This window comes from Streptomyces sp. NPDC048417 (assembly GCF_040651615.1).
In the GTDB taxonomy this organism is placed as follows: domain Bacteria; phylum Actinomycetota; class Actinomycetes; order Streptomycetales; family Streptomycetaceae; genus Streptomyces.
In genome coordinates this window covers 1-20,650 of record NZ_JBEZKI010000055.1, presented here as the reverse complement: position 1 = coordinate 20,650, position 20,650 = coordinate 1, and the positions used below count along the sequence as shown (strand labels likewise).

Annotated in this window: 7 protein-coding genes; 3 read left to right on the top strand and 4 right to left on the bottom strand. The window is 73.2% G+C overall.

The annotated features are described in order from the left end of the window. Window positions 1-383: 383 nt before the first annotated feature. The 3 genes from AB0D59_RS48690 (at window position 384) to AB0D59_RS48680 (ending at window position 14,747) form a co-directional block, all read left to right on the top strand. The gene (locus AB0D59_RS48690) at window positions 384-4,373 is read left to right on the top strand and encodes an amino acid adenylation domain-containing protein (RefSeq protein WP_362578855.1); all 3,990 of its coding nucleotides are present in this window, start codon (window positions 384-386) and stop codon (window positions 4,371-4,373) included. After that, window positions 4,370-13,789, top strand: a complete 9,420-nt coding sequence (locus AB0D59_RS48685) for an amino acid adenylation domain-containing protein (RefSeq protein WP_362578852.1) — start codon at window positions 4,370-4,372, stop codon at window positions 13,787-13,789. The genes AB0D59_RS48690 and AB0D59_RS48685 overlap by 4 nt, the downstream gene beginning before the upstream one ends. Window positions 13,790-13,874: 85 nt before the next feature. After that, a complete protein-coding gene (locus AB0D59_RS48680; RefSeq protein ID WP_362578849.1) occupies window positions 13,875-14,747 on the top strand; it encodes a TauD/TfdA family dioxygenase in 873 nt (290 codons plus the stop codon). 224 nt (window positions 14,748-14,971) lie between these two features. On the opposite strand, the gene AB0D59_RS48675 is transcribed toward AB0D59_RS48680, so the two are convergent. From AB0D59_RS48675 to AB0D59_RS48660, 4 genes are read right to left on the bottom strand one after another with little or no spacing between them, the layout of a single operon-like run. Next, window positions 14,972-15,775 (bottom strand): N-acyl homoserine lactonase family protein, encoded by an 804-nt coding sequence (locus AB0D59_RS48675; RefSeq protein ID WP_362578846.1) that lies wholly within the window; start codon window positions 15,773-15,775, stop codon window positions 14,972-14,974. A gap of 24 nt (window positions 15,776-15,799) precedes the next feature. Further along, complete coding sequence (locus AB0D59_RS48670) at window positions 15,800-16,771, bottom strand: PDR/VanB family oxidoreductase (protein ID WP_362578844.1); 972 nt, start codon at window positions 16,769-16,771, stop codon at window positions 15,800-15,802. Continuing rightward, window positions 16,761-18,203: a glutamine synthetase family protein gene (locus AB0D59_RS48665; protein ID WP_362578842.1), complete on the bottom strand. Its 1,443-nt coding sequence runs from the start codon at window positions 18,201-18,203 to the stop codon at window positions 16,761-16,763. The genes AB0D59_RS48670 and AB0D59_RS48665 overlap by 11 nt, the downstream gene beginning before the upstream one ends. 5 nt (window positions 18,204-18,208) lie before the next feature. Continuing rightward, window positions 18,209-19,561: an aromatic ring-hydroxylating dioxygenase subunit alpha gene (locus AB0D59_RS48660; RefSeq protein ID WP_362578839.1), complete on the bottom strand. Its 1,353-nt coding sequence runs from the start codon at window positions 19,559-19,561 to the stop codon at window positions 18,209-18,211. Window positions 19,562-20,650 lie beyond the last annotated feature (1,089 nt).

Below are 20,650 nucleotides of genomic sequence, written 5' to 3'. Positions count from 1 at the left end.
TAACCATTTAATATCGGCGGAAATGAGCCGCCGCACGGGTGGCCGGAAAAACCGACACTTCCTCAACCACTCCTCCGTATGCATCTGACGCGATTTCATGGAGTTCTGGCAAAGGAAAGGCGATACCCAGAAGCCCGCGCGAAGCGCCGCTGAACCCGTGAGGATATCGGTCCGAGAGCCGGCGTGGCCCGCCGCACCGTTCGTAAACCGGCTCCGTAAGAGAATTGACCACGCCGATCGCGGATCGCCCTGTTGCGATCCCGTCGAAGGGCCTCTGCCGGGCGCATTGCCCCCAAAGTGCACATTCCAGAAGTCGGGCCATTGATCCTTCGGGAACGCAGGATCCGATTTCCGCCGCGCTCTCTTCTCGTGAAGGGTAATCCGTGTCTTCCTCACGAATCACCGTCACCCATCACTCGGACCAAGGGACATCTCCAGCGCCCCTGTCGCTGGCGCAGGAGCGACTGTGGGTCATGGCGCGCATGGACGGAGACGCCAGCGCCGCCTACAACGAGCCGATGCCCTTCGACATCCGGGGGCCGCTGGACCGGGATCTGCTCATCCAGGCGCTGCACCTGCTCGCGGCCCGACACGAGGCCCTGCGCACCCGGCTGGTGCCCTCCGGCGGGTCGGCGCTCCAGGTCGTCGATCCGCCGGAGACCGGGTTCCCGGTGACCATCGAGGATCTGACGGGACAGCCCGACGCGGCCGAGCGGTTCGCGCGGACACGGCAGGAGGTGGAAGGTGCGCCGTTCCGCCTGGGTGAGGATCCCATGGTGCGCGGCTGCCTGGTGGCGCTCGAACCGGACTACCACGTACTGCTTCTGACCGCCCATCACATCATCTTCGACGGCTGGTCCCGCTCCCTCCTGCTGCGCGAGCTGGGCCTGGTGTACACCGCGCTCCAGCAGGGGCGGGACGCGTCGCTGCCGGAACTGACATGGCAGTACAGCGACTACACCCGCTGGCAGTGGGACTGGATGTCGGGGGAAGAGCCCGCCGTGCACGCCGACTACTGGGCCGCCGCGTTGGCCGACGTCCCGGCCGTGCTCTCCCTGCCCACCGACCGGCCTCGCCCGCCCGAGCAGGTTTTCCACGGCGACCGGCTGCCCGTGACCGTGGACGAGGACCTGACGCAGGCCCTGCGCGCACTCGCCGCCGACAACGATGTCTCCCTGTACGCGACCGTTCTGACCGGCTGGTCGGTGCTGTTGTCCCTGCTCTCCGGGCAGGACGACATCGTCGTCGGCGCCCCTACCTCGAACCGCCGCCGCGGCGACGTCGAGAGCCTGATCGGCTTCTTCGTCAACACCCTCGCCCTGCGCGCGGACCTGTCCGGCTCGCCCAGCGTCGGCGACGCCCTGAAGCGGGTGAACCAGCGGATCCGCGACGCCCTCACCCACGTCGACCTGCCCTTCGAGCGGGTCGTGGAACTGGTCAACCCGCCACGGAGCCCTGCCTACACGGCACTGTTCCAGACCATGTTCGCCTGGGTCCCCTCCATGCGCAGGGAACTCGAACTCCCGTACCTGAAGGTCGAGTTACGAGAGGACGCCGCCCACGTCCCCGCGAAGTTCGATCTGGTCCTGGCCCTGGCCGACGAGGGCCGACAGCTCACCGGGGAGATCGACTACGCGGTGGCGCTCTTCGACCGGGCGACCGGCGAACGGTACGTACGCCAGTTCCTCCGCGTGCTGCGCCTCATGACCGAGCGGCCCCAGGCCGAGATCGCCGACCTCACGTTGCTGGACGAGGACGAACAGCGCCAACTCCTCGCCACCTTCAGCGCCGGGCTCGCCGCGGCCGTACCGGCACCGACGGGCCTGCTGGAGCGGTTCGCGGCGCAGGTGCGCGAACGGCCACGGCAGGCCGCAGTGGTGGCCGATGACGCGGAACTGGACTACGCGACGCTGGACCGCAGGGCCAACCGGCTCGCCGGCGCACTGATCGCCCGCGGTGCCGGGCCCGACCGCGTGGTGGGCCTGCACGCCGGACGCACGGCCGAACTCGTCGTCGGTGTGCTCGGCATCCTCAAGGCCGGGGCCGCCTACCTGCCCCTCGACCCCGGACAGCCTTCGGAACGGCTCACCGCCATGGTGAGCGACGCCGCACCGGTAGTGGTGCTCACCGACCAGGCGGACACCGCGGGCGGCGACCGGCCGCTGTGGGAGAACCTGGCGAAGGTGGAGGCCGAGGGAACGTACGACGAGGCGCCGGGCATCGACGCGGACCCCACCCGGCTCGCCTACGTCATCTACACCTCGGGATCGACCGGCCGCCCCAAGGGCGTCGCGGTGACGCACGGCAGCGTCGTCAATCTCTTCGACCACTGGCGTGAACTCATGGGAGACGCCCCCGGCGAGGCGTCATCGGCCTGGTCGAGCATCGGCTTCGACGCGTCGGTCCACGAGCTCCTCATGCCGTTGACCACCGGGGCGGTGCTCCACCTGGTTCCCGACGAGCTTCGGGGCGACCCGGGAGCACTGCTGGGCTGGCTGCGCGAACGACAGGTCACCCAGGCGTTCCTGCCTCCCTCCTACGTCCTGTGGATCGACGAGGATCCGGCCACGCGACTGGCCGGGCTGAGCCTACGTCAGCTCCTCACCGGAGTGGAGTCCCTGCCCGAGAGCGCCCTGCACCGCATGCGCGAGCTGCTGCCAGGCCTGCGCGTCTGCTTCGGCTACGGCCCGACCGAGGCGACGCTCTACTCCACCGCCTACACCGACCCGCGGCCGTACGAGCGGTCGTGCCCCATCGGGCGGCCGCTGCGCGGCACACGCCTGTACCTGCTCGACGACCGCATGCGCCCGGTACCGGTGGGGATTCCCGGTGAGGTCTACATCGGCGGAGCGTGCCTGGCCCGCGGATACCTGAACCGGCCCGACCTCACCGACGAGCGCTTCCTGCCCGACCCGTTCGTGCCCGGCGAACGCGTCTACCGCACCGGCGACCTGGCACGCTGGCTGCCGGACGGCAACGCCGAGTACGTCGGCCGCCGGGACGACCAGCTCAAGCTGCGCGGCTTCCGCATCGAACCCGGCGAGGTCGAGGCAGCGCTGCTGGCGGTGCCCGGGGTGCGGGAGGCCGTGGTGCTGGCCGACCGCGACACACCGGGCGGCCCGCACCTGGTCGCCGGCGTGGGATGTGACGCCGAGGCCACGCGGACCGCGTACGAGTGGCGCGCGGCCCTCCAAGACCGCCTGCCGGACTACATGATCCCCGTCGCGGTGGCCGAGTTCCCGCGGCTGCCGTTGAACCGCAACGGCAAGGTGGACCGGACGGAAGTGCTGCGCGCCGCGGCAGGAGCCCGCTCGGGGCGGGTCAACACGGCCGCGCCCCGCGACCACGTCGAGATGGCGCTCTACCGGATCTGGCGGCGGGTGCTGCTGCACCCGGACGTCGGAATCGGTGACAACTTCTTCGAGCTCGGCGGCACGTCGATCTCGGCGATCAAGATGGCATCCGCCGTCCAGGAACAACTCGGCGTGCCGCTGCCGGTCCGGGACGTCATGCTGCACCCCACCATCGAGGCGCTCGCCGAGCGGGTGCGCGGCAACGGCGCCGAGGCGTCGCCGTCCGTCGAGCCCAGCAGCCTGGTGGAGTTCCGCGCCGGCAGCGGCGGACAGCGCGTGGTGTGCGTGCATCCCGCCGGCGGCACCGCGTTCTGCTACCTGCCGCTGTCCACGGAACTGCCCGACGACGTCGGTGTGGTGGGACTTCAGGCGCCCGGCATCAACCCCGGCGAGTCCACCCTGCCCGGCGTCGAGGCGATGGCTCAGGAGTACCTGCGGCTCGTCGGTCCCCACCCGGACGAGGCACTGGTGCTGTGCGGGCTCTCCTACGGCGGCCTGATCGCGTACGAGATGGGCCGCCACCTGGTGGCGGCCGGACACGAGCGGGTGAGCGTGGTCCTGCTCGACACGCATGGCGCGGAGGACGCGGGGCAGCGCGCCGCGATCGCGCCGGTCGGCATGGCGGAGTTCCGGGAGAAGCTGGTGCGCTTCAACGGCATGTACCCGGGCATCGACGACGACCAGGTGGCCCGGTACCTGACCGTCTACAACCACCACCGCGAGACGGCGCGCGACTACGCCGTACCCGAATCGCCGGCCCGTGTCGTGCTGATGCAGGCGACCGCCGTGGAGGACGAGGACGGTGAGAACGCGGCCGTCCGCCTGCGCGCGTTCTGGCGGCGCCGCGTCAGCGGTCACTTCGTGGTCGAGCCGGTGGCCTGTGGTCACTGGGACATGTTGGAGAGCGACGAACTGCCACGCGTCGCCGCCGTCCTCGCCGCCGAACTGGACCGGCTGGCGGCCGCCCCGGGTGGGGCCGGGACGGAGCGCACGATACTTTCCGGTACGTCGGAGGCATGATGAAACCGCGCGTCGAACCTTCACCCGCCGACGTGGCCGAGGACCTGGGCGATCCGGCCGGGCTCGCCCTCGCGATACACCGCCAGGCCCTGCGCTCTCCACAGGCGGACGCGGTCACCGACGGCGACGTACGGCTCGACTACGAGACGTTGAACGCCGTGGCCGCCGCCGTGGCCCAGGCGCTGGGCCGGCAGGGCGTCACTCCCGGGCAGGCCGTGGCGGTGGCGCTGCCGCGCTCGTGGCGGCTGGTCTGCGTGATGCTGGGCATTCTGCGGCTGGGCGCCCGAGTGGTGCCGCTGGACACACAGAGCCCCGCCGAACGCCGCCTCTTCATCCAGCGGGATTCCGGAGCGGCCGCCCTGGTGTACGCCGCCCCCGAGAGCGGCACCGAGCTTCCGCACGGCGTCAAGGCGCTCGCCGTGGACACCCTGCTGCCCGAACTCCCGTACGCCGCGGCCACCGTGCGGGCGCCGGCCGCCGCCGGCGAGGTGTCCTTCCTGTTCTACACCTCCGGAACGACCGGACGGCCCAAGGGCGTCGAGGTCCGCGACGCCGGAGTCATGCGGCTGGCTCGACCCGGCTACATCCGGGTCGGGCCGGGCGTGCGCTATGCCTGTCTGGCGAATCCGGCGTTCGACGCGCTGAGCTTCGAGGTCTGGGCACCCCTGCTGACCGGTGGTTGCTGCGTGGTCCTGCGCGACGGGGACGTACAGAGCCCCGAGCGGCTCGCCGCGGCGCTGCGGCGTGAGCGCGTGGACACCGTCTTCATCACCACCGCGCTGTTCAACGCGACGGTCACGGCGGTGCCGGACTGCTTCGCCGCGGCCGGTGAGGTTCTCGTGGGCGGTGAGCAGCTCAACCCCCGGGTGATGCGCCGCTGGTACCGGGACAACGCCGACAGCGGCACCCGGCTGTTCAACATCTACGGGCCGACGGAGTCCAGCACCTTCGCCCTGTGCCATCCGATCCCGCGGGACTTCGACGGTGACGTGGTGCCGATCGGCCGGCCCCTGCCGGGGACCGGTGCCGTCCTGGTCGTGCCGGGCCAGGAGAGGGTCGCCGCGCCCGGTGAGGTCGCCGAACTCCTGCTGAGCGGCGCCGGACTCGCGGTCGGATACCGCAACCTCCCCGAGGAGACCGAGCGGCGCTTCGTACGGCTCGCCTGGCTCGACGGCGGCAAGGAGCGGTACTACCGGACCGGTGACCTCGTACGGGCCGACGACGAGGACCGGGTGGAGTACGTCGGACGAACCGACCGCCAGGTCAAGGTCCGTGGCTTCCGGATCGAGCCCGGCGAGGTGGAACGGCACGTCCTCGCCCACCCGGCGGTCCGGCGGGCCCACGTGTGCACACGCCGCGCGGGCCAGGAGGGGCCGAACGAACTGCTGGCGTTCGTCGTCCTGCAACAGGAGCTGTCCTACGAGGAGTTCGACCGCCACCTCGCGGTCCACCTGCCCGCCTACATGCGCCCGCACCAGATCCATCTCGTGGCGGAGCTGCCGCTCAACGCCAACGGCAAGGTCGACCAGGCCGCGCTGCTGCAGCAGGCCGACCGGCCCTGGCGGCCGGCCGCCTCCGGCGGACCGGCCCCGACGGAGACGGAGCGCGAGGTCATCGAGCTGGCCGAGGAGATCCTGGGCACCACCGGCCTCGGGCCCGGTGACCGGTGGATCGCCGGCGGCGGCGACTCGTTGAAGGCGCTGCGGTTCTGTTTCGCCGTCCGGCAGCGGTGGGGCCGCGACCTGACGCAGGCGGCCGTCCTGCACGGCGACCTGGCCGCCATCGCCCAGGCCGTCACCACGGCCGGCACCGGCGGGGAAGGCGCCTGTCCGGCACCGGTGGTCGCCGGTGCCCGTTCGGCGCCCGCCACGAGCGAGCAGCAGCGGCTGTGGCTTCTGCAGCGCCGCGCACCGGGCTCCCGGGCGTACTCCGTCCACCAGGCCTTCCGCGTCGACGGGCCCGTCGACACCGCTGCCCTCCGGCGGGCGCTCCGGACGGCGGTGGCACGCCACGCGGCACTGCGGACCGGCTTCGCCCCCGGGCAGCAGGGACTCCGGCAGACAGTCGGTGAACCGTACGACCCCTGGCACGAGCCGGGCACACGGCAGGCATGGGACGAGGAAGAAGCGCAGCGCTTCGCCGACGCCTTCTTCGCCGAGCCCTTCGACCTCGCCGTCCCCCGTATGCTCCGGGCCTGCTGGCTGCCCCGTGCCGGCGGCGGCACACTTCTGCTGCACCTGCACCACATCGCCGTCGACGGCTGGTCGCTGAGCATCCTGCTGCGGGACCTGTCCACCGACTACACCGGGGCCATCGAGGCCGAAGCCGAAGCCAACGCCGAAGCCAACGCCGAAGCCGATCCCGGTGCTGGTGCTGGTGCTGGTGCTGGTGCCGAAGCCGACGCCGAAACCGGCCGGAACACGGCCCCGGCTCCGAACCCCCTGGACTTCGCCGCCTGGCAGAGCGACTGGTTCGCGAGTGCGGCCTACCGGGCACAGCGCGACGAACTCCTGGCGTACTACCAGGGCCTGGAGGAGCCCCGGGAACCGCTGCCCGCCCAGGACGCGGATCCGGCACCGCGGGCGCGACTGCTGCACACGTCGCTCGACGTGGTACGCCGGGCCCGGGTGGACCAGCTCTGCGCCGAGTTCGGGCTGACCCGCTTCCAGGTGCTGCTGTGCGTGTTCTCCTGGAGCCTGTACGGCGTGACCGGCGTGGTCCGCCCGCGCATCGCCGCCCCGGTCGCGGGCCGCCCGGTACGCGAGTTCGCGGACAGCGTGGGCATGATGGCCAACACCGTGCTGCTGCCCGTGGCCGTGGTGCCCGGTGAGGACCTGCGCTCGCACCTCGCCCGCGCCAGGACCGGCACGGGGCAGGTGCTGCGACGCCAGGACGTCGCGCTCGCGGACGTCCTGACCGGCTGGGCGGCCGTCGGCGACGACACTCCCTTCGATCTCCTGTTCGTCCTGGAGAACACCGACTTCGGGGCGCTGCGGCTGCCCGGCTGCGTCCAGCGCCCCCTGTGGTGGGCCGCGCCGGAGGCCAAGTGCCCGCTGACGGTCTCCGTGGTCGAGCATCCCGACGGACTCGACCTGCTGTGGGAGTACGCCGAGGACCGGTTCACCGGCGAGGCCGTCGAGGCGATGGCCGAGCTGTTCCGGCGGGGCGTGGACGCGCTCGCGTCCGGTGGCCGCTCCACCGCGCGGGAGCTGGTCGCGCTGTACCGGCGGTCCCTGCCGGAGCACGGTCGCGGGGCCGCCCCAAAACCGGGCTTCACCACGATCGCCGAGGGCTTCGCACAGCAGGTCGCCCGCACCCCGGACGCCCCCGCCGTGATCACGGCCGACGGAAGCGCGCTGAGCTACGCGGCGCTCGACGCCCTCGCCGCACGCCTCGCCGCGGAACTGGCCGACCGCTACCCGATCCCTGCCGACGGCAGCCCCTGCCGGGCGGCCCTGTACCTGAACCCGTCCGTCGAGCACGTGGTGGCCCTGCTGGCGCTGGCGCGGCTGAACGTCACCGCCGTCCCCCTCGACCCGTCCTACCCGGTCGAAGTGCTGCGCCGCGTCCTGGAGCGGGTCGACCCGCTGTGCGTCCTGGTCACGCCCGACGGCACGGCGGCGCTGGAGACGCTGCGCCCGGACGGCGTGGTGTCCCACCTCGTCGCCCTGGTGGACCCGGCGCCGGGGGAGGGTAGCGGCGCGGGCGGGCCGTACGACGGCCGCGCGCACGACGGCGCCCGACCGCTGTACACCCTGTTCACCTCCGGCTCCACCGGCGTCCCCAAGGGTGTCCAGATCTCCGACCGCACGCTGTGCGACCTGATCCGGTGGCAGTCCGGCCCCGGCGGCCTGACCGCCCCGGCGGCCACCCAGCAGTTCTCGATGCTGGCGTTCGACGTGTCCTTCCAGGAGATCTTCGGGACGCTGTGCACCGGTGGCAGCCTCCAGCTCGTACGCCCCGAGTGGCGCCAGGACGTCCCCGCGCTGCTGGAGCGCCTGGAGTCCGCGGGCACCGAGCGCATCTTCATGCCCTACGTGGCTCTGCAACTGCTCGCCGAGTACGCGGTCCGTCTGGGCAGGTTCCCCTCCCGGCTGCGCGAGGTGGTCACCGCGGGCGAGCAGCTGGTGTGCACCGACACCATCCGCCGCTGGTTCGCCGGACTGCCCGGCGCCCGCCTGTTCAACCACTACGGGCCGACCGAGACGCACGTGGTCAGTGCCCTGTGCCTGGAGGGCGACCCGGGGCAGTGGCCCGAGCGGCCGGCCATCGGACGCCCGGTGGCCGGCGCCGACCTGCGCGTGGTGGACGCCCAGGGTGACCCGGTTCCGTCCCGCTGCACCGGCGAGCTGCTGATCGGCGGCACCATGGCCACCCGCTGCTACCTCGACGAGCCCGCTCTCGATCACGCCCGCTTCGTCGAGGTGCCCGGTGCGGGCCTGTTCTACCGCAGTGGCGACCGGGCGTGGTTCGACGGCGAAGGCCTGCTGCACTACGCGGGCCGCGACGACCAGCAGATCAAGGTGAGCGGGCACCGGCTGGAACTCGGCTCCGTCGAAGCGGCCCTGCTGCGCCATCCGGCGGTTCTCAACGCCGTCGTCGGGCGTGACGGCGCCCGGCTGACGGCCTGTCTGGAGCTCCGTGGCGAGTCGCCGTCCGCCGACGACCTGAGCGCGCACCTTTCCGTAGCGCTGCCCTCCTACGTCCGTGTGGACCGCTTCCGGAGAATGCGGACGCTGCCGCGCACCCCCAGCGGCAAACTGGACCGGCAGGCGGCGCTGCGGGCACCGGGGGAGGAGATACGCCGTTCGGCCCGCGCCCGCACCGGGCTGTCGGCCGAGGAGGAGCGGCTCACCGCGGTCTTCGAGGAGGTCACCGGGGCGACGATCGAACCGGACCAGACCTTCTTCGAGGCGGGTGCCTCCAGTCTCGCCCTCATGCGCTTCCATCTGCGCTGCAGCACGGAACTCGGGTTACGCTTCGGCGTCGCGGACCTGTTCGAGCACGTCACGGTCCGCTCCCTGGCCCGCCACCTCGCCGCCGGCGACCTCCCCGGCCCCCGGACACCTGCCGCGCCGGCCGGGAAAGACGGCGGATCCCCGGAGCCTGGCGAACCGATCGCGGTCGTCGGCATGGCGGTGCGGGTGCCCGGCGCCCCGGACCTGGCGGCCTTCTGGGACCTGGTGGTCTCCGGCGGCACCGGTATCCGCCGTGTCGACGCCCCGGAGGGCGTCATCGGCGCGCACAGCACGCTCGACGGGATGCTCGACTTCGACCCGGGCCACTTCGGCATCAGCCCCCAGGAAGCGCGCCTGATGGACCCCCAGCAGCGCCACCTGCTGATGGCCTGTGTGCAGGCGCTGGCACACGCCGGGGTCGCGGACACGTCGGCCGCGCGCGTCGGCCTGGTGGCCGGTGCGGGGGAGAGCACCTACTTCCAGTCCCTGCTGCGCGAGGCGGACCCCGCCCGGCTGCCCGACGGCTTCGAGCTCGCCCTGCACCACGAGAAGGACTTCCTGGCCACCAAGGTGGCCTACCACCTCGGGCTGACCGGTCCTGCCTTCAGCGCCCAGACGGCGTGCTCCAGTTCCCTGGTCGCCGTGCACCTCGCGGCCGGCCTGCTGCGGCAGGGCGAGGCGGAGGTGATGCTCGCCGGGGGAGTGCTCGTCGACCCCGGGCTGACCGGCGGCTACCGCTACCGCCCGCAGCACATCTTCTCCGCGGACGGCGACTGCCGCCCCTTCAGCGACGACGCGACCGGGACGGTCGGCGCGAGCGGCGTCGGCGTCGTGGTCCTCAAGCCGCTGCGGCTGGCACGGCGCGACGGCGACACCGTCTACGCCCTCGTCACCGGCTCGGCGATCAACAACGACGGCGCGGCGAAGATGAGTTACACCGCGCCGTCCCTGGCCGGGCAGCGCGAGGTGATCCGGACCGCCCTGGCCCGCGCCGGCCGCACGGGTGCCGACCTCGGCTACCTGGAGGCGCACGGAACCGGTACCCGGCTGGGCGACCCGATCGAAGTGGCCGCGCTCCGCCAGGCGTTCGACGTGAGCGAGTCCGGCCGCTGTGCGCTCGGCTCCGTCAAGAGCCAGCTCGGTCACATGGGCGCGGCCGCCGGTGTGGTGGGCCTCGTACGCGCCGTCCTCGCCGTGCACCACGGGAGCGTCCCGCCCCACCTCAACTTCCGCGCCTTCAACCCGGAGATCGGCCCCGACCCCACCCCCTTCTACGTTCCGGCCCGGGCCACGCCCTGGCCCGGGGGACGCGAACGGGTGGCCGCGGTGAGCAGCTTCGGGATCGGCGGCACCAACGCCCACGTCATCGTGGAGCAGGACACCGGGACCGGGACCGGCACCGCCGCGACCGGCGTCGTGCCGAAGTGCCTGGTGCTCTCCGCCTCCAGCACGGACGCCCTCGCCGCCGACGCCGCCCGGATCGCCGACTACCTCCGACTGCGGCCCGAGCTCTACGACTGCGTGCTGCGCCACCTGCAGAGCGGACGTGCGGCCCGGCGGCTGCGGACCGCGGCACCCGTCACGGACGCCACCGCCGCCGAGCACTGGCTGCGTGCGGTGGCCGCGGGAGAGGTCCCGCACGGCACGGCGGACCCGGACGCCGCGCCGGTTTCCGCGGTCGGCCGCACGGCCCACGACCTCGCCGAGGACTGGACCGCCGGAAGACCCGTCGACTGGCAGCAGGGCACAGCCCCGGCGCCCTGGGACTTTCCGCCCCCGTCCTTCGCGCTCGCGGAGTACGACGTCGACCGCACGCCCAAGGCCCTGGCCGCGCAACCCCGGCGGCTGCCGCAGGCCGACTGGCTGCATCAGCCGCACTGGGTCCGGCTGCGCCGCGCCGCCGTCGCGGGCACCACCGCATCGGCCGACCGCGCGTCCCTCGTGGTCGTCGTGGCCGCAGAGCACACGCCGCAGGCAGCGTTCGCGCCGTTCGAGGCGGTGGCGTCACGTGTGGTACGGGTGCACCCGGCCGGCGCCTTCGCCCGCAGGGGACCCGACGTCTTCGACGCCGACCCGGCCGACCCGGCGTCCCTGCGCCTGCTGTTCGACGCGCTGTCCGGGACCGGCCCCGACGACGCCCTGGCCGACGCGGAGTGGATACACGCGCTGCCCTTGGACGTGACGGGCCCGGTCGGCCCCGGCACGCTGGAACACGCCCGCCACGCCTGCCTGGACACCACGGCGGCCCTGGCCAGGGCACTGTCCGGGCGGACCGGCTCCCCGCGCGTGTGGTGGCTGTCGTACGGCGCCCGGCCCGTGGCCGGCACGGTGGACAGACCCGAACTGGCGCTCCTCGCCGGGCCGGTCGAGGTCGCCCCCCAGGAGGCCGCCCTGGACGGCCACTGGCTGGACCTCCCCGACGGCGACCTCACCCGCTGGGCCGGACACGTGGCGTCGGTCGCCGCCGGAGCACGCCGAGCCGGGCATCCCGGCGGCCCGACTCTGCCCCGGCAGGTCGCGCTGCGGCAGGGCTACTGGTGGCGACCGGGCACCACGCCCGTGCCGGCGCCGTCCGGCATGGAGCCCCTCGTACCGTCCGGTGCGGACACGGTCCACCTGGTACTGGGCGGCACGGGTGGCATGGGCAGCGCCATCGCCGCCTGGCTGCTGGAGCACACCGGCGGCCGGGTCCTGCTGCTGTCGAGGAACCCGCGGCTGCCGGCGGAACTGACCCGCTGGGCCGACCGCGTCGGCCTCGTCCCAGCGGATCTGGCGGCGCTGCCCGTCGAAGAGGTAGCGGCGGCCGTCGCCGAGCACACGGCGCGGCTGGACGGCGTGATCCACGCGGCCGGCCTCGGGTTCGGAGGGCTGCTCGTCCGACGCGACGCCACCGCGATGCGCGACGCCGCCGCGGCCCGGGAGCGGGGCGCACTCGTCGTGGAGCACCTGATCGAGACCTTCCGTCCGGAGATCGCGGTCTACTGCTCCTCGATGTCCGCCCTGCTCGGCGGCGTCGGCCAGAGCGACTACGCGGCCGGCGCGAGCCTCCTCGACGGCTTCGCCCACCACCGCGCCCACGAGGCGGAGACGACCGTCCGGATCGGCATCGACTGGGACATCTGGAGCGAGACCGGAATGGCCACCCGGGTGCTGAACACGGACAGCCGCCATCAGGCCCACCTGGCGGTCGGTCTGACCGTCGAGGAGGGCAAGGCGGTCTTCGCCCACGCCCTGGCCCTGCAACTGCCGCGGCTTCTCGTCTCCACCACCGACATCGATGTCTCCCGCGCGTTCTACGCACCCTCCGCAGGCGACCCGGCGGAACCGCTCACCGCGCGGTCCGGGCCGGCGCACCGCACGGGCGGCGAGGCGGGTGCCCCGGAACCGGACAGTGCCGGGGAACGGGCGGGCGCCATGGCCCGCGTGATCCGGGACCTGCTGGGCGTGGACGAACTGGACCCGGACGACTCGCTGTACGACCTCGGCGCCGACTCGCTGACCCTGATCAGCGTGATCGCCACCATCGAGGAGGACTACGGAGTCGAGTTCGACCTGGCCTCCTTCAGCCACCGGGTCAGCCTCACCGAGATCCTCAAACACATCGAGGCGGCCCTCGCCTCCGCCGAGCCCACCACCAGCGTGGCCGGGAACGGCGCCTCCCGGGTCGTCCTCGACATCTGGCAGGAGGGAACCGGCTCGGCCGTCCTGTGCCTGGTGCACCCCGTGGGCGGAGACATCCAGGCCTACCGGTCCCTGGTGGCGGCGCTCGGGCCGGCACCGACCGTGTGCCTCATCGCCGATCCGGCACTGCGCGACGCCACGATGCCCGCCTGGTCACTGGCCGAACGCGCCCGTCACTACGACACGGAACTTCGTGACCGCTTCAGCGGCTCCGACCACCGGCTCCACCTGGCCGGATGGTCCTACGGCGCCAGGGTGGCCATGGAGATGGCCGGCCTGGCGGAGTCGGCCGGCCGGCCGTTGGAGGCGCTCCACCTGCTGGACCCACCGCCTCCGCAGGCGGACGCGCTGGTCGCCGCCTACGACGAGACCCATCTCGAGAAGGTGTTCGCCGCCGAACTCGGCACCGGTGCCTCATCGATGTCGGCGGAACACGCGCAGGCCTACGCCGAAAGGCTGGCCCGCTGCTGCCGGGCGAACCTGCGCAGCCTGGGCGAGCACCGGGTGCGGCCGCTCGCCTTCGTCCGCACGTTCCTGTGGCTGGCCGGACAGCCCACGGCGGGTATGCCCGCAGCCGGCGACCCGCAGGAGACGGACCGGCAGTGGAATGCCTGTCTGCCGCCCTCCGCCGTACGGCGGTCCCTGCCCACCGACCACTACGGCATCGTCGCGGCACCTCATGTGCACAGGGTGGCCGAGACCATCAGGGCGACGCTGGCGGACCCGGCGGCCGGTGCCCGGACCCGCCGCGCGCAGGAAGCGGAGCGCGCCCGGTGAACCCCGGCCGGCCGGCTTTCGGCCGCGTGGTCCTTGCCGAACCGGCCGACCGAGGCCTGTACCCCCACCCCCTCTGGAGGACGTCATGGAGTCATACGAACGCGAAGCACTGGAAGCGGTGACCACGCGTCCCGTGCGCCCCTACCGCACGCTCACGGTCGAACGGATCACCCCCGTGCTGGGCGCGGAGGTCTCAGGCGTCGACCTGTCGAAGGAGCTCCCGGCCGAGCAACTGGACGAGATACGCGCCGCGTTCCGCGATCACCACGTCCTCGTCTTCCGCGATCAGACGATCACCGTCGAGGACCACAAGCGTTTCGCCGCCGCCTTCGGTGAGCTGCGTCCCGTCAACCCGCCGCCGCCCGAGGGCGATCCCCACATCCTGGAGATCCGCACGACGTCGGCCGCGGCGGACGTGGCGGGCAACGGCTGGCACGCCGACGGCACCGCCGACGCCGAACCGTCGCTGGGTTCGATGCTCTACATCACCGAGATCCCCGAGCCGGGCTGCGGCGGCGACACCATCTTCGCCAACATGCACCTCGCCTACGACATGCTCTCGCCGGCCATGCGCTCCCTGCTGGACCCGCTCACCGCCATACACGACGGCGCCCAGGCCCTGGCGGGTTACACCCCGCCCGCGGACTACGTCATCCCCAAGAGCGAGCACCCGCTCGTCGCCCGGCACCCCGAGACCGACCGCAGGCTCCTCTACGTCAACAGGGCCTACACCAGCCGCGTCCCGCAACTCTCCGCTCAGGAGAGCCGGGCCCTGCTCGACATGCTCTTCGACACCATCGCCTGCAGGCCGGTCCTGCACTGCCGCGTCCGCTGGGCCCCGGGCACCCTCGTCTTCTGGGACAACCGGTGCGTTCAGCACCACGCGACGTACGACTACTACCCCTACGCCCGCTACGGCCTGCGCGTCGCCATCAACGGCGGCCCCGTCAAGGGTTGACGGGGCGACCAGAGGCGGCGTGGTGCCAGGCCCGCACCACGGCGGAGGGCCGGACGCGCGTGGTCCTCCGCAACCGGCCTGCCGAGCAGCGCCGACGTATCCGAACTGGACGACGTCCGGGCGAGGTCGCTCACGATGCCGCGGTGCCGATCGTCGTTCAACGCATACGTCCTCCCCGTCGACCGTGCGGGAGGCGTGGACATCGCCACGAACGGCTCCGGCGGTCAGACCTGGCCGCCCGTCAGCCGCCGGACCAGCTCCGGCCAGACGACCGGATCGTGGCCCGGGACCAGCTCGTAGCCCTTGGCCGCCGCCAGTCGTTTGAGGTGCCGGATCGGCTCCAGGGTCGCCTCCGGGGGTACGCCGATCGAGGTCCCGGCGGGGCGCTCCTCGTCGATGTTCTCGGTCAGGTCGGCCGCGTCGCAGGTGAACACGTAGCCGCCGCCGTCGGCGAGGTCGACCACGAAGCTCTGGTGGCCGGGAGTGTGTCCGGCGGTCAGGACGGCCGTGACGCCCGGCGCGATCTCCTGGTCGCCGTCGGCGAGGCGCCAGTCGATGCGGGGGTCGTCGAAGTCCACCCGGAAGATCGTCCCGCGCTCCACCTCGGGCCGTCCCGACAGCCCGAACTCCAGCTCGGCGCGCTGGATGTGCACGGGCACCCGGCCCGCGAAGTGCTTCAGTCCGCCGGCGTGGTCGGCGTGCAGGTGGCTGACGGCGACTGCCGTGATCTCGTCCAGCGCGACCCCGACGGCGGCCAGGGCCGCCGACAGGGGCTCGCCTGGGCCGGGGAGTTCCGGCTGGTAGGAGGGGGAGGGGTAGTACCGTCGGCGCAGCGCGGCGTCGCGCAGCAGGGCCGTGTTGAAGCCGGTGTCCAGCAGCAGCCACCCCTCCTCGGTCTCCAGCAGCACCCCCGGCACGGGCTCCCGCACCCGTTCCCCGTACGGCGCGCCGTGCACCGACACCGATCTGGGCAGGTCCTCCCAGCCGAGGACGAGGGGCAGAACGCGTCGTACGCCGTGTCGGGTCATGGTGCTCCGTCCGTTGTCGCGGGATCAGAGGTCCAGTTCGAGGATCGTCGAGGCGGCGCGGCTGACACAGATCATCATCGTCGTGGCGGCCGCCCGCTCCGCGGGCCCGATCACCGAGTCACGGTGGTCCGGGGTGCCGGCCAGGACGGGCGTCTCGCAGCTGCCGCAGTAGCCTTCCTCGCAGGAGTAGGGCACGTCCGGCACACGGTCCCGTACGACCTCCAGCACCGACCGGTCCGCCGGCACCGCCAGCCGCAGCCCCGACCGGCGCAGCACGACCTCGAACCGGCCCCGAGCCTGCTCCTCCTGGGCTTCGACGGCCGGGCCGAACCGCTCGACGTGCAGCGGACGTGGCGGTACGGCGGTACCGCACAGCTCGGTCACCGCGTCCAGCATCGCCTCGGGACCGCACGCGTACACGGCGTGGCCGGGCGGGGCGGCGGCGAGCTCCGCGGCGAGGTCGGGCAGGCCCGCCTCGGCCTGGGGAACGAGCCGGACCCGGTCGCCGCCGAGCGCGGTCAGCTCCTCGGCGTAGACGAGGCGGGAGCGGTCCCGGGCGCCCAGGACGAGACGCCACGGCAGACCGGCGACGGCCAGCGCGCGGGCCATGGGCAGCAGCGGGGTGACGCCGATGCCGCCGGCCAGCAGCAGGTATCCGGGGGCGGGGAGCAGCGGGAACCGGTTGACCGGGCCGTCGACCGTCAACTCCCGGCCCACGAGCGCCGTTTCGTGGAGTTCCCGGGAACCGCCCCGGCTGTCCGGCGCACGCTGCACGGCCACCGTCCAGACGGCCCGCTCCCGTGGATCCCCGCACAGCGAGTAGGCGCGGCGCAGACCGGAGGGCAGGGTCAGCTCCACATGGGCGCCGGGCTCCCACGGGGGCAGCGGCAGGCCGTCCCGCCGGGCCAGCCGCAGCTCGACGACCTCCTCGGCGATCCAGCGGGCCTGGCGGACCAGAAGGCGCGCGGAGGCCGGTGCGCGCAGGTCAGAAGACACGGAAGTACTCCCGTTGTTCCCAGTCGGTGACCTCCTGGTCGAAGCGGGCGATCTCGGCCCGCTTGACGCTCGTGTAGTAGGCCACGAAGTCCTTGCCCAGCCGGTCGGTCAGCTCCCGGTCGGCCTCCAGCGCGTCGAGCGCCTCGCCGAGAGAGCGCGGCAATGGCTCCGCCCGGGTCGCGTACGGCTCGTCGGCCGCCGGACCCGGGTCCAGACCGCGCGCCACTCCGTCGAGACCGGCCGCGAGCTGGGAGGCGAGGTAGAGATAGGGGTTGGCGGCCGGTTCCCCGATGCGGTTCTCCAGCCGGGTGGACGACGGGCCGTCGCCGAGGACCCGCACCATCGCGCCCCGGTTGTCCCGCCCCCACACCGCGCGGTCGGGCGCCAGCGACAGCGACCGGAACCGCTTGAACCCGTTGAGGGTGGGCGTCGACAGCGCGCTGGTGGCCCGGGCATGGCGCAGCAGGCCGCCCAGGAAGGCACTGCCGTACGGCGACAGCCCCGGCCCGCTGCCGCTACTGCTACCGGCACCGGGCTCCGGGGCGAAGACGCCCGCGTCGCCGCGCACCATGCTCTGGTGCAGATGCCAGCCGCTGGAGAACACCCCGGGCAGTTGGGGTCGGCACATGAACGTCGCGTGGTGGCCGTGCCGGGCGGCGACCTGCTTGACGGCGCTGCGCAGCAGCACCATCGCGTCCGCCGTGCCCAGTCCGTCGGCGGGCCGCAGGGTCAGCTCGACCTGGCTTGGCCCGAACTCGACCTCCAGGGTGCGCAGCGGCAGCCCCAGCTCCTCCAGCGTGCCGCGCAGCACGTCGAGCATCGGGTCGAGTTCGTCGTAGCGCAGCTCGCTCAGGTACTGGTAGCCGTGGTTGAGCAGGCCCACCTCGGGCGCCGCGCCCGGCTGCCCCAGGTCGGCCGCGCCCAGCCTCGGGTCGTCCAGCCGGAACAGGTGGAACTCCACCTCCAGGCCCGTGCGGTAGGTGAGCCCGTCGGTCTGCTCCAGCACCGAGCGCAGCAGCCCGCGCGTGCACAGCGGGACCGGGGCGCCGGAGGTGAACCGCAGGTCGCACAGCAGCCAGCCACTGCCCGGCGACCACGGCAGCATCCGGAAGGTGAGCGGGTCGGGCACCATCACCATGTCGGCCGCGCCGCGCAGTTCGGGCAGCCCGAGCGGGGTCTCCCGGGTGAACAGCGGGAACACGGTACGGCCCGAGGTGTCCTTGGCCAGCAGCGACGAGGCGATGCCGGTGCCCTCGCGCAGGACGACGGGCACCTCGGAGGCGGTGACGGTCTTGCCGCGCAGCAGCCCGTGCTGGTCGGCGAAGACGAGCCGCACCACCTTCAGCCCGCCGCCCTCGGCGCGGGCGCGGATCTCGTCGGCGGCGGCCGACTGCTCGGCCGTCCAGCCCGCGTGACGTTCGACGAAGTCCACCGCGCTCAGCCGTCCGTTCCGGCCGCCTGCGCCCAGCCGCTGTCGGCCCGCTGTTTCGCGGTCACGGCGGCCCAGTGCTCGGCCCAGCCCTCGGTGGGCCCGATGCCGTCGAGGGTGACCGGACCGCGCAGCTCGGCCGCGCGCTCCGCGGGCAGCACCAGCGGCGGGTCCTCGCCGCGCTCGACGGCGGATATCGCCTCGCCCAGCATGCGCCGGTACATCACGATCGCCTTGTCGGAGCGGCCCAGGTGCTCACGGGTGCGGTCCTGGACCGCACCCTGGCCCTCCACCGCCCACTGGTCGTGCACGTTGATGTCGGTGCCGAGCCCGGTGTACGTCGTGGTCAGCTGCTCTGCGGGGTCGTAGCCGTAGCCGTTGGAACGGCCGAAGCGCGGGCGGTAGTCGGGCAGGGTGACCGCGTCGACCCGCTGCCGGCGCATCTCCGCCCGGTCGACCGGAGCGCCGACGCTGGTGAACTGGGCGTACCAGTAGCAGGAGGTGTCGTCGATCGGCACGTGCCACTGGGTGATCGCGGTCTCGGCGTCCAGCGGGATGTGGAAGCCGTGCGGGAAGACCTGGTGGGTGACCCGGACATGGGTGCGGCTGCCGTCCATCGGACGGCCCTCGGTGTCGGTGCCGTCGAGGGTGCGGAGCGCCGTGATCCGGATGCCGTAGGGGGTGCGGACGGCGTCGATGTCGGGACGGCCGTACTCCCGCAGGATCTTCGTCATCGGCAGGTCGGTGCCCCGGGAGGCGGCCCGGAACTGCTTGCCGTAGCTCTCCGAGGGGTCCTCGTCCTGGAAGAAGCGGTGCAGGTACGAGGCGTGCGTGGGGTCGATGCCGACCTCCAGGGCCTGGAGCCAGTTGCACTCCAGCAGGCCCTTCCAGGCGAACGTGTGCCCGGCGGGGGCCTCGAAGCAGTCCAGCGCGGGCAGTTCGGGCGGCTCGCCGGGGCCGAGGTAGCCCCAGATCACGCCGTTGATCTCACGCACCGGGTAGCTGCCCAGCCGGACCCGGGCGGCGAGGCCGCCGCCGGCCGGTTCGGCCGGGGTGTCCAGACAGGCGCCGTCCCGGCCGAAGAGCCAGCCGTGGAAGCAGCAGCGCAGACCGCCGTCCTCCAGCCGGCCCAGCGCCAGATCGGCTCCCCGGTGCGGACAGCCCCGGTCGACCAGACCGAGTTCACCGTCTCCGTCCCGGAACAGGACGAGGTCCTGCCCCAGCACCTTCGGGGCCACCAGGGGCCGTACGCCGTCGAGTTCCTCGCTCAGGGCGACGGGCTGCCAGTAGCGGCGCATCCAGGTCCCGGCGGGCGTGCCCGGGCCGGTCCTGGTGAGCCGTACGTTCTCTTCCTCGCGCATCTGACGCCTTTCTGTCCCGGTCACGGAGACCGTAGCGATGGGAGGATCCAGAGAGCCAATTATTGGATCCAATATTTACCCGGGTGTAACAGCCTTTCCGGTGGCGGGCGTTGAGCACGCACACCGCCATGGCCGCGTCGGCTGCCACCATCACCAGACCCGCCGCGCCCCGTCCGGTGGCCGACATCACCGCGGCCAGCGGCAGGACGGCCAGGTGCGCGGCGAGGAACGGCCCGCGGGGGGCCACCGGGTGACGGCAGAGCAGCACGCCCGCCGTCACCCAGGAGAATGACCGGGCGAGTTCGACCCCCGGCCCGTCGAGCCCGTGCAGTGGCGGCAGATGCCAGGCGTACGCCGACGCCGTCCAGACCGCCGCCCCCAGCCGCGCCCCGCCGCGCTCCCGCGAGGACGGCGGCCCGGTCGCGCCGACGGCGTGCGCCAACAGGCCCGGCCCCAGCACCGCCAGCGACTCGAAGCGGACCATCGCCCACACGTGCGCGTCCACCCCGCCCGGCGCCCGCACCAGCAGCATCGGGACGGCGAGGACGGCCGCGGCCGCCGCGGCGGTGCGCACACACCGCCCGGTCAGCCGCCGCGCTCCTGGCACCAGCACGACCCGGAGCGCGGGCCACGCCAACGCCAGCGTGACCGCGAGAACCGCACCCAGCACGCCGACGGCGACCGTCGGGTCCGCCGGGCCGTACCCGGTGCCCACCGCGGCGGTGTGCCCCGCGTGCCCGTCGTCTCCCGCGGAGGCACGGGCGGTGAGCTGGGCGGCGGCCGTCACGACGAGGACCGCGAGCGCGATGAGCGACCGGTGTACCGGGGCCGTGAACGCGCCCGGCGACCGGTGTACCGAGGCCGTGAACGCGCCCGGCGACCGGCGCACCAGGTCCGTGAGCGCGGTGAGTGACCGGTGTGCCGGGGCCGGGGACGCGGTGGGTCGGTGGTGTGCTGTGGGCGGCCCGTCGGCGGTGGTCATCCGGCGCAGCAGTGGCCGCCGTCCGCGGCCGCCGCGGCGGCCGCCGGCCGGGGGGGGGGGGAGTCCGGGGCCGGGGGCGACAACCCGCGGGGGGGGGGGAAGTAAGC